Below are 10,950 nucleotides of genomic sequence, written 5' to 3' on the forward strand. Positions count from 1 at the left end.
GACGGCGACGCGCGCCGTCGCACCTCACTTTCCGCCGCTCTCGTGATCGTGTACAGATCGCTCCGCGCAATGGGTCGTGACAGATCCGACGGTCAGCGGGCATTCCTTGCAGGGGTCGATCTCTGACCAGCGTACCTCTGCGCGCTCGCCTTCCGGCGGGCGCTGCTGCCCATCGGCTTCCGTCCCGGAGGCCATCGGCCACGGTCCTTCAGCGCACGAGGGCATGACATGAACAAGACCCGTTCTTCTCGATGGCTGTGCGGCGCCTCGTGGATGGCGATCGGAATCGCGGCCTTCTCCGGCTGCTCTACCCGGGTGGACCAGGCTGGCGCCGGCCCGGGCGGCTCGTCGAGCGCGGCCGGCTCGACGGGAGCGGGTGGCCATGACGGCGGCGCCGGGACGACGGGGACCGGCGGCGGCACGGGCGCGACGGGGGCCGGCGGCTCGGGCGACGGCGGCTCGGGTAACGGCGGCTCGGGTAACGGCGGCGCAGGCGACGGCGGCTCCGGGACGAGCAGCGCCGGCTCCGGCGGCTCCGGCGGGTCGGGTGGCTCGGGCGGCGCGAGCACCGTCGAGTTCGTCGGCAACATGCCGACGAACGGCGTCGTGCGCGACGACTTCATCCGGTACTGGGACCAGATCACGCCCGATCTCGAGGGCAGGTGGAGCTCCGTCGAGAGGGCGCGCGGCGTTCGAGACTGGAGCCGGCTCGACCAGGTGTACGCGTACGCGAAGGACCACGGCATCCCCTTCACGCAGTACGCCTTCGTGTGGGGTACGCCGCACCCGTCCTGGCTCACGGCGATGCCCGCGGAGGAGCAACGGCAGGCCGTTCGCGACTGGATGCAGTCGTTCTGCGAGCGGTACCCCGACACGGACCACATCATCGTCGTGAACGAGCCGCCGCCCCACACGACGCCCCCCTTCAAGCACGCGATCGGGGGCGACGGCGAGAGCGGCCACGACTGGATCGTCAACGCCTTCAAGTGGGCGCGCGAGTTCTGCCCGACCTCGACCTTGATCCTCAACGACTACAACAACATCGAATACGAGGGCGAGCACAGGCGCTTCGTCGAGCTCGTGAAGACGCTGCTGGAGGCGGGCGCGCCCATCGACGCCCTCGGCGCAGAGGCCCACGACGCGTACAAGATCGAGACCGCCACCGTGAAGGGCTACATCGACGGGCTCGCCGCGACGGGCCTGCCCGTGTACATCACCGAGTACGATATCGGCCTCGCGGACGACGACGCGCAGCGCCGGGTGATGGAGGAGCAGTTCACGATGTTCTACAACCACGGGGCCATCAAAGGCATCACCCTGTGGGGTTACGTCGTCGGCTCGACCTGGAGGGACAACACGGGCCTCGTGCACCCGGACGGCACCCATCGGCCGGCCATGGCCTGGCTGATGGACTTCCTCGGCCGCGCCCGCTGATCCCTCGCGACATTCCTCCAGCGCTGAAAGCGCGGGCCGCTGGGATAGGCCTGAGACATGCACATGCCGAACGGCATCGCGTGAACGGACAAGGGGCTCGCCGTTTGCACGAGCGGCGCACCCGAGGTCTTCCGCCTCGACGCGAAGGGCGCCGAGCAGGACGTGTCGTGCCCCACGTGATGGCGGACGAGGTCGACGTCTACGAGCTCTAGTGAGCGGTGGACGAGAGATCCCAGCCAGGGGGCAGACCTTCGGGGAGCAACGCCGCGCTCGCAGCCGCCGGCGCGGACGACGCCGGCCCTTGAACGGCTCCGCGGACGCGCGCATCAGAGGGTCCATGCGGAAAGATACAGCTCGATTGGCTCCCTTCAACACGGTGGTTGCACCGCGCGGACGGCGGTGGGCGGCGCTCCTGCTCGGCGTGGCGGCCGGGTGTACGCCGAACAATGGCGGCAGCGGCGGCGTCGGCGGCTCCGGCGGCGACCCCAGCGTGAGCAGCTCAGGTGACGCCGGGGCGGGCGGCTCCGGCGGCGACCCCAGCGTGAGCAGCTCAGGCCATGGCGGGCTGGGCGGCTCCGGCGGCGACGCCGGGGCGGGCGGCGACGCCGGGGCGGGCGGCGACGCCGGGGCGGGCGGCGACGCCGGGGCGGGCGGCGACGCCGGGGCGGGCGGCGACGGCGGTCAAGGTGGCGGGGGCGCCGTCTGTGTTCCCGGCTCCCAGGCCGCCTGCCCCTACTCGGGTCCACCGGGCACGCTGGGCGTCGGACGCTGCGCGGCCGGACTGCAGACGTGCAACGAGTCCGGGACCGGTCACGGTCCCTGCGAGGGCGAGGTGCTGCCGGCGCCGGAGGACTGCTCGACGGCAGACGACGAGGACTGCGATGGATCGGCGGGCGGAGATGACGCCGACTGCGTCTGTGTCCCCGGAACCGAGGTGCTCTGCTACTCCGGCCACCTCGACACGCTCGGCGTCGGCGCCTGCGAGGCCGGCACGGCGCGGTGCAGGGACGACGGCAGCGGCTTTGGCCCCTGTATCGGCGAGGTCCTGCCGGCGGCGGAGACCTGCCTCACGTCGGTCGACGACGACTGCGATGGCCAGACGAACGAGGAGGGCGCCGGCTGCGCCTGCCTCCCCGGCGAGATCATCCCCTGCTACTCGGGTCCTCCCGGCACCGAAGGCATTGGCCGATGCGCCGGCGGCACGGCCCGCTGCGACGCGCAGGGCACGGGCTTCGGGCCGTGCGAGGGCGAGGTGCTGCCAGGCCCGGAGACGTGCGCCACGCCGGTGGACGACGACTGCGATGGCCAGACGAACGAGGAGGGCGCCGGCTGCGCTTGCCTCCCCGATGCGGTCGTCCCCTGCTACTCCGGCCCTGCCGGCACCGAGGGCGTCGGCCGCTGCGCTGGCGGCACCGCGCGCTGCCGGCCGGACGGCACGCAGCTCGGCCCCTGCGAGGGCGAGGTGCTGCCCGCGCAGGAGACGTGTCTCACCCCGATCGACGACGACTGCGACGGCCAGGTCAACGAGGAAGGCTGGAGCTGCGTCTGCCCGCCCAACCAGCGCGTCGCGTGTTACTCCGGCCCGCTGAGCACCATGAACGTCGGGGCGTGCACGCCTGGCACGGCGCTCTGCGACGCGCAGGGCACGAGCCTCGGGCCGTGCGAGGGCGATGTGCTCCCGCAGCCGGAGTCGTGCGCGACCCCGGTGGACGACGACTGCGACGGTGCGGTGAACGAGAACGGTAGCGACTGCGCTCCCAGGATCATCGCGCAGTGGGTCAAGCAGCTCTCCGGCGTCTCGATCACCGCCGTCGCCGTGGACGCCTTCGACAACACCATCATCGCCGGCTCGTTCGCGAGCCCCGTGGACCTCGGCGCCGGCCCCCTCCTGCCGCGGACCGCCGGCACCGAGGCGTTCGTGGCGAAGCTCGATCCGAGCGGACATGTCCTCTTCGCGAGCACGTTCGAGGGCGATGACCATGCGGCCCACGACATCGCCACGGACGCGTCGGGGAACATCGCGCTGCTCGGGACCGTCCTCAGGCCCTATGACCCCGAGGACGTGTCGTCGTACCCCGAGCTCTATCACCGCGTCGTGAAGCTCGATCCATCAGGCGGGCTCCTCTGGAGCCGCGATTTCGTCGCGCTCCTCGAGACAGATCGGGCGGTGGCGATGAACGCCGCAGGGGACGTGTTCGTGGCGGGCGCGCTCGATTCCATCAACTGGCCCCATGGCTTCGTCAGCAAGCTCGACGGCGCGACAGGGGCCCTCACATGGAGGAGGAGGCTCGGCGACGACGACGACAGCGAGCGCCTCGACGACATCGCCGTGCGTGAAAACGGCGACATCGTGACCGTCGGGGGCGTGACCTTCTTTCAGTTCTCCCCCGAGGAAGTCATCTACAGCTGCGGGGAGCTGTTCACGCTGAGCCCCTCCGGCGAGGTGCTCGACCGGACCTGCGTTGGCACCGAAGCGGAGACCTGGCAGTTCGCCATCGACGCGTCCGGGAACACCGTGCTCGGCAACGACGACGGTCGCGGCGCGCGCCGCGTGAGCAAGGTCGACGGCGCAGCGACCTCCCTCTGGAGCCGGTGGCTCGTGCCGGAGCAGGAGATGCGGCTGGGCGTCGACGGGCTCGGGAACGTCGTCCTCGCGGGCTCGTTCACCGGCACCGGTACGCTCGGCCTCGGCGTCGACATGCTCACGAGCGCCGGCGGCGAGGACATGTACCTGGCCAGGCTGGACCCCGACGGCAACACCCTCTTCGTCGAGACCTACGGCGACGCGGGCGACCAGCGCCCGACGCACCTCGCCGTCTCCGCGGACGGCAGCGCGGTGATCGCCGGCACCTTCACGGGCACGCTCTCCCTCGGGCTCGGGGAGAGCACGCTCGTCGCCGCGACAGCGCAGGACACCTTCCTCGCCAGGGTGGGTTTCTGATCCACGGCGGAGCTTCCCCCTCGCGGCGCCTGCGGGTGCGCCGAGCCGGCCTCCCCCACGGCGCGAGCGCCGCGTCGACGAGCCGCGCGCGCGCCGCGGGGGCCTCGGCCGGCGGGCCGGAGCAGCGCCGTGAGCCCCATCGCCACGCCGTCGCATGAGGTCGACGCCCCTCCCCCGTCACCCCGGGGCGTTGCGGGCCCGGTAGGCGCGCTGCTGGCAAGCCCGCGAGCAGTATGCCCGCGGCCGCCCCGTGGCGGGCTGGGCGATCTCGCCGCCGCACTGCGCGCACGTCGACCCCTCGTCACGCCGGGGGGGTTCGTCGGGAGTTTCGTCACAATCTGGCCCCGACAGGCGTGACGTTTCACGACTTTCGTCACACGGGCCGGAGCGCGACCGGACGAGCGCCTCGATGCCATCGAGCACGCGCTGCAGGCCGAACAGGAACACGTCCTTCGTGAACGGGTCCTCGTCGAACGCGCCCGAGCTCATCATCTGCGCCATCGTCGGGTAGCGCGCCGGGTCGAAGAGCTTGTCCCAGAAGTACGCGCGCTCGGACCACCACTGCTCGTCGCTGACGCCGGTCTCCTGCTCGGCCTCGGCCCGGTCCACCGAGAGCCTCCCCGCGCCGCGAACGTAGCTGTCGACGAGGTGGACGGCGGCGAGCATCTCGCGGTCGGTGAGGCCGATCCCGGCGACCGCGCGGAGCGCCGCCTCGTACGTCGCCATCCCCTTCGGCCCCATCACGGGGCGCACCGGCGTCACGTGCAAGAACCACGGATGGCGGTGGTAGAGCGCCCAGTCCGCGAGCGCCGACGCCTCGAGCTTGGCCCGCCACCCCCCGGGGACGCCGTCGACGAGGGGCATCTCCCCCGCCGCGGCGTCCAGCATGAGGTCCAGGAGCTCGGCCTTGCTCGGCACGTACCGGTACAGCGACATCGGGGTGAACCCGAGCTTCGCGGCGACCCGCTGCATCGACAGCGCCGACAGCCCCTCGCCGTCGGCCAGCTCGATCGCGGCCCGCACGATCTGATCGAGGCTCAGGCCGGGCCTGGGCCCCCGGCTCGACCGCTTCTTGACCCCCCAGAGGAGATCGAGGCTGCGCACGGCGTCGCCGCCCCCGCTGTACTCCGTCGCACTTTTCCGTCGCCTCTTGGGTTTGACAGCCATCCGTCAACTGCGTATACCACACACAATACAGTGTACATCGTAAACAGTTCCGGGAGGTCCGCGTGAAGCAGCAAGACGACAGGCGACCGATGCGACCGATGCGACCGACGACCCTGCTTTTCCACGCGCGCGGCCTCGCGGCCGCCGCGCCGCTCGCGCTGGCGCTCGGATGCGCGGCAGAGGAGATGGCGTCGGAGCCGACGTTCTGGCAGGACGTCGCGCCGATCACGGCGTCGAAGTGCGCCTCGTGCCATCAGGAGGGCGGGCTCGGGCCCTTCCGCCTCGACGACTACGCCTCGGCGAAGGCGCGCGCCGGCGCGATCGACGACGCGGTGCAGGGCGGCCATATGCCCCCTTTCCTCGTGGCGCACGACGGCTCGTGCGGCGATTTCCAGGCCGACGAGACGCTCACCGCCGAGGAGCTCGACACCATTCATCGCTGGGCGGCCGGGGCGCGCGCCGAGGGCGATCGCGCGGGCGCGCCGCCCACCCCGCCCGTGCCCACGCTCGAGGGCGGGGTCGACTACATGACACCGCCGATCACCCCCGTGGCCGACCCCGCCGATCCCCTCGCGGCCTACGACGAGTGGCGGTGCTTTCCTGTGGACCCTGGCCTCGACACCGACCGCTTCATCACCGGATATCAGGTGACGCCCGGGGTCCGGTCCATCGTTCATCACGTCACGGTCTACCGGGTGACTCCCTCGGAGCCGTCGCTCGTGGAGGGCAAGACGAACCAGGATCTGATGACGGAGCTCGACGGCGCCTCGCCGGACAGGCCCGGCTGGGAGTGCTTCGGCGGCCCGTCCGACGGATTGCCGTTCGAGCCGCTGTTCGCCTGGGCGCCCGGGCAGAACGTGGTCGAGTTCCCCGTCGGCACCGGGGCGCCGATCTCCTCGAAGGACCATTTCGTGGTCCAGGTGCATTACAACCTCCATGACCGCGCGGACGCCTCCGCCGAGGACTCGACGCGCCTCCGGCTCCGCTACGAGGACACCGTGGAGCGGCGCGCCGTGTTCCTCGGGGCCGACGGCTTGCTCACGAGCCTCTTCGAGCCGGACGGGCCCGACACGCTGCCGCCCCGTCAAGAAAACGCCGCCTACACGTGGAGCCTGACGCGGGCGGAGCTCGGGCTCGATGCGGCGCTGCCCCCGATCGAGGTGCTCGGCGTGATGCCGCACATGCACGAGCTCGGGCGCACCTTCGACGTGCGCGTGGCGTCGGGGGAGCAGGAGAGCTGCATCGCGCGCGTGGACGACTGGGACGTCCACTGGCAAGGCATGTACTGGTACCGCACCCCGCCGCTGCTCGACCCGAGCTCCTCGATCGAGGTGACCTGCTCCTACGATACGCGCGGCGCCAAGGAGCCCGTGCTGCCAGGGTGGGGCACGCAGAACGAGATGTGCAATGCGAACATCCTGGTCGCGCTGCCGATGGCGCCCTGACGCCGCGACAGCGCGCGCCAGCCGAGGTGCGCGCCGGCGCGCCCCTCCACGCAACGCGCTTTCCGAACGCTGGTGTCTTGCATTACCCTCTGCGCCATGCCGCCGTGGGGCACCTGCCGGAGACGACCCGTCGAGGCGCTGATGCTCGCCGCGCTGGCGGCGGCCGTGGCCTGCGGAGGCCCGCCGGCCTCCGCGCCGGACGCAGAGGCCCGCCTCCCGCGCGGCGCGCCGCCGGTCCACCCGCCCGGGCCGCCCGAGCGCGGCGCCCGCGCCCGCGAAACGCAGCCGGTCGGCGCGCAAGCGCCGTCGCAGCCCGCTCGGGCGGCGGAGCCGCGGCTCCTGCGCTGCCCGGCGCGGGACAGCGCTGACCCCGGCAAAGGCTGGGTGATGGACGCGGACAGCTGGGTGATCGATCCCGAGGGACGCCTCTGCTGCACGCCACGCCATGCCCCCACGACATCGCGCCGAGGCGACCTCTACTGCTTCGAGAAGGTGGCGCCAGCGCTCGCGGAGCCATCCACGCTCGTGATCCGGAGAGGAGACGCGGAGATCCTCCCGACGCATGTCCCCTTCGAGCTCGGATCCGCGCGAATGGCGAGCATGGCTCATCTGGACTTCCTGACGAAGGAGCTCCCGAAGATGCGCCCTGATGCTCCGGTCTTCCTCACCGGGGCGACACGGAGAGGGGAGACCGCATCCGATGCCGCGGATCGCCGGCTCGTCGCGGAGCGGGTGTCTGCGGTGCGGCGTGAGCTCGAGAGGCGTGGGGTGCCCGCGTCGCGGATCGTGGAGCAGGACGAAGCCACGCTCCTGTGTACCCGGTTCGAATTCACGCCCGGGCCTCTGCGCGCGTTGCTCGACTCGCCCGTCGTGCTCACCTACTCGACCCCGCTCAGGCTCGAGACGTTGCGCGACGACAGGAGCAAGCCCGAGGAGCCCCCCTGCGTGCCGGGCGCGATCGCGACGCGCTTCCTCCCGGCCGCGGAGCTCGAGGGCGACATCCTGCGCATCGAGGCCTGTCACGCCGGCGCGTGCGCGGCCGCTCGGCTCGCGCTCGACACCCTGGGCGCAGGCGACAAGGTCGTGCTCGCGCTCGAAGGGCGGCTCTCCGCGGCCGCTCGTCTCACGTGGGAAGCGCCGGGCGGGTTTGCCCTCACGGTGCACACGACGTTCGAGGACGGCCGCCAGCTCGCCTCGGGGGAGTGGTTCTCGCTGCGCGTGCAGGTCGACGACGAGGTCGTCGCGCGGCTCGAGGAGGCGCTCCTCTACACAAGGAACGAGCAGCGAACCAGCTCGGGCCTCGAATGCCGAAAGGCGCGGGTCCCGCGCGAGGTCGAGGCGCGATGATCGCGCGACGGCGCGCTCTCCCGGAGGAGATCCCTTGACCGCAGCACCGCGACGGCCCGCGCGCCGGAGGCGAGCCACGGCGGCGCTGATCGTCGCCGCGCTCCTGGCTGCGGGGGCGTGCGGGGGCCCGCCGGCCTCCACTCCGGGAGCGACCTCCGGCCGGCCCGGCGAGTGGCCGCCCGCCGGTCTGCCCGGGCAGTGGCCGCTGAGCCAGCGGCCAGCGCGCCCGGCGAGCGAAGCGCCCGCGCCCGAGGGGCCGGCGGAGCCGGGCGTCCTGAGCTGTCCTTCGCCGCGCGGCGCCCCTGTGGCGCAGGGCTGGGTGATGAGCCGTGATGGCCGCCTCTGCTGCGGGCCGCGTTCTACAGAGTATACCCCTTCATGGCCCAAGGTGACCTTCGAGAGCTGCCTCGACGCCCTGGCGCCGGGGCTCTCGACGCCGAAGTACGTCGATCACCCGATCGAGCGGACTGCGTTCCAGGAGGTCGTCCGCTTCGAACGCGGCTCGGACAGGATCGTTGTCGGCGAAGTGCTCGACAACGTGGTGAAGGTCCTCGCAGACTACCCTCTGGGCTCGGTGACCCTCGTCGGGACGACCCGCTGCGGCGAGACGCCGTCCGAGGCCGCGGCGCTGCAGCTCGCCCGGAGGCGGGCCTCTGCGGTGCGGCGCGAGCTCGAGCGCCGCGGGGTCAGCGCCTCGCGGATCGTCGTGGGGGATCGCGGGGCGTTCGCGCGAGGCCGCCTGGATCTCAGCGACGAGCAGCGGCTCCTCCTCGTCGACTCGCCCTCTGTCATCCTGTTCTCGAGCCCTGAAAAACCGAGAGCGGTGCTCCTGATCGAGGATCGCTGTCTCCCCGGCGTCACGGCGAGGCTCACGCTCGCGGCGGCAGAGCTCCGGGGCGACCGGCTCACGATCGAGGCGTGCCACGCGGGCCGGTGTGCCACGGCGCGGGTCTCGCTCCGCGCCCTGGCCGCGGAGGACCGCGTCGTCTTCGCGCTCGACGGACCGCTCGGCGCGGGCGCGTTCCTCGCCTTGAAGCGGCCCCGCGCGGAGCTGGAGATCCGCACCGTTGTGGAGGCCGAGGGAGCGCTCGCCCCGGGAGACTCGTTCTCCCTGCGCGTCCACGTCGACGACCGCCTTGTAGGCCGGCTCGACGAGCCCTTGACGTACGCTCGGCAGAAGCCGCACCCGGGCTCCCACGCCGCGTGTCTGCAGGCGCGAATACGGGCCGACGTATCCGGGGAGTCGCGCCAGGGCAGCGAGCCGAGGAGCCCCGGGGACGCCAGGTGAAGAGGAAACGGGAGGCGCGGGCTTTCCCTCCTCCATTCCTGGCCTGTCGGGCGCCCTGACGGTCGGCCGGCTCAGCGCCGGACGGCGTCGACGCCGTCATGTCGCTCATCTCGCGCTCGGTCCCGCCGGCGCGCGTCCGGCGGCGATTTCTTGCTCGCGGCCCCGTGGGCGCGCGTCCGGCGGCGATTTCGCGATGCCGCGGGGGACCCTTCGACATTCATGGAGCAGGAGGCGCCCCTCGTGAGCGTCGCGAACCCGTGACGCCTTCCCGCCTGGGCTGCTCAGGACGGTGGGGAACCCGATCGCATCCTCCTGACGCCCTGCCTCCGCGCTGTCGCGGTCCGGGCGGCGTCGATCACCGCGTGCACACGATCTTTCTCTCTATCAACGCGGCCGCCGGGCGGCGGCAGGAGCTCTCGATGACCTTGAATGTGCTTATCCATCGCGGCGCGCGCGCTGTCGCCCGCATCACGTCCTCCAGGGCCGCCGCGCGGCGCTCGCCGGGCCGATCGATCTCCCGCGGGTGCGTCCTCGGGGTCGCGCTGTCGGCCCTCGGCGCAGCGCTCTCCGGGTGCATTCCGTTCGGCGATCCCGAAGGCCCGGGCGCCAGCGGTGTCGTCTCGCTCGGCGACGGCGTGAGCACGAGCGGGCTCACGACCCTCCGGGTCCGTGCCATCCCGGCTTCGGGCGAGGCCTTCGACGAGGACGACCCGCAGTTCACCGATCCAGCGCTCGCCGCCGGAGATCGATGGATCACGCTCAACGAGCGCCTGGACGGCCTGACCTTCCCCCACCCGTACGAGGTCGGCGAGGTCGTCGGCACGACCGACAAGCAACGCTGGCGCCTGTTCGCGTGGCTCTCCGCCGCCGACGTCGACGTGGACAGCGACGCGCCGAGCAGCGGCGAGCCCTACGGGACGATCACCTTCGACGTCGACGAGTGCGGGTCGGGCTTCGACGGGTACTGCACGATCACCCAGGGGGTGAACGTCACCATCGACAAGGTGGCTCCCTAGAACAACAAACGGGTTGAACCCGCCTGAAACGAGCAGAGCTTCGAACCGCCAAGACGCCAAGGACGCCAAGACATTGTCTTCTTCTTGGCGTCCTTGGCGTCTTGGCGGTTCATTTCTCGCTCGCTCGACGTGATCGTTGTTCTCGCCTCGATAGCGCGCGGCGCTAGCTTGAGCATCGAGCGCGGCGGGGTGACTTCGCGCGGGCTGTCCCGCTCGCCACGTGCCGTCCCCGCGAAGCTTGAGACGGACGGAAACCCCATGTTTCCTGTCCGCCGCGGCGGTCGCTTTGTCTTGACAGCCACGTCGCCGAGG

Annotated in this window: 7 protein-coding genes; 6 read left to right on the top strand and 1 reads right to left on the bottom strand. The window is 71.9% G+C overall.

Translation table 11 applies throughout. The features are described 5' to 3' along the window. Positions 1-228 precede the first annotated feature (228 nt). Positions 229-1,434, top strand: a complete 1,206-nt coding sequence (locus WMF24_RS28075) for an endo-1,4-beta-xylanase (protein WP_437730476.1) — start codon at positions 229-231, stop codon at positions 1,432-1,434. Between the two features lie 376 nt (positions 1,435-1,810). Further along, positions 1,811-4,375, top strand: coding sequence for a MopE-related protein (locus WMF24_RS28080; protein WP_437730477.1), 2,565 nt, complete (start codon positions 1,811-1,813; stop codon positions 4,373-4,375). Between the two features lie 177 nt (positions 4,376-4,552). Here WMF24_RS28080 and WMF24_RS28085 read toward each other — a convergent pair whose 3' ends face one another. Next, positions 4,553-5,542 carry a TetR/AcrR family transcriptional regulator gene (locus tag WMF24_RS28085; protein ID WP_437730478.1) on the bottom strand — a complete coding sequence of 330 codons (990 nt, stop codon included), beginning with the start codon at positions 5,540-5,542 and terminating at the stop codon, positions 4,553-4,555. Positions 5,543-5,631: 89 nt separating this feature from the next. On the opposite strand from WMF24_RS28085, the gene WMF24_RS28090 reads away from it, so the two are divergent. The 4 genes from WMF24_RS28090 (at position 5,632) to WMF24_RS28105 (ending at position 10,638) form a co-directional block, all read left to right on the top strand. Next, the gene (locus tag WMF24_RS28090; RefSeq protein WP_437730479.1) at positions 5,632-6,987 is read left to right on the top strand and encodes a hypothetical protein; all 1,356 of its coding nucleotides are present in this window, start codon (positions 5,632-5,634) and stop codon (positions 6,985-6,987) included. Between the two features lie 72 nt (positions 6,988-7,059). After that, positions 7,060-8,334, top strand: a complete 1,275-nt coding sequence (locus WMF24_RS28095; RefSeq protein WP_437730480.1) for a hypothetical protein — start codon at positions 7,060-7,062, stop codon at positions 8,332-8,334. Between the two features lie 388 nt (positions 8,335-8,722). Further along, positions 8,723-9,622, top strand: coding sequence for an OmpA family protein (locus tag WMF24_RS28100; protein ID WP_437730481.1), 900 nt, complete (start codon positions 8,723-8,725; stop codon positions 9,620-9,622). Between the two features lie 362 nt (positions 9,623-9,984). Next, positions 9,985-10,638, top strand: a complete 654-nt coding sequence (locus WMF24_RS28105) for a hypothetical protein (RefSeq protein ID WP_437730482.1) — start codon at positions 9,985-9,987, stop codon at positions 10,636-10,638. Positions 10,639-10,950: the final 312 nt, after the last annotated feature.

This window comes from Sorangium sp. So ce1335 (assembly GCF_051521615.1).
In the GTDB taxonomy this organism is placed as follows: Bacteria; Myxococcota_A; Polyangia; order Polyangiales; family Polyangiaceae; genus Sorangium.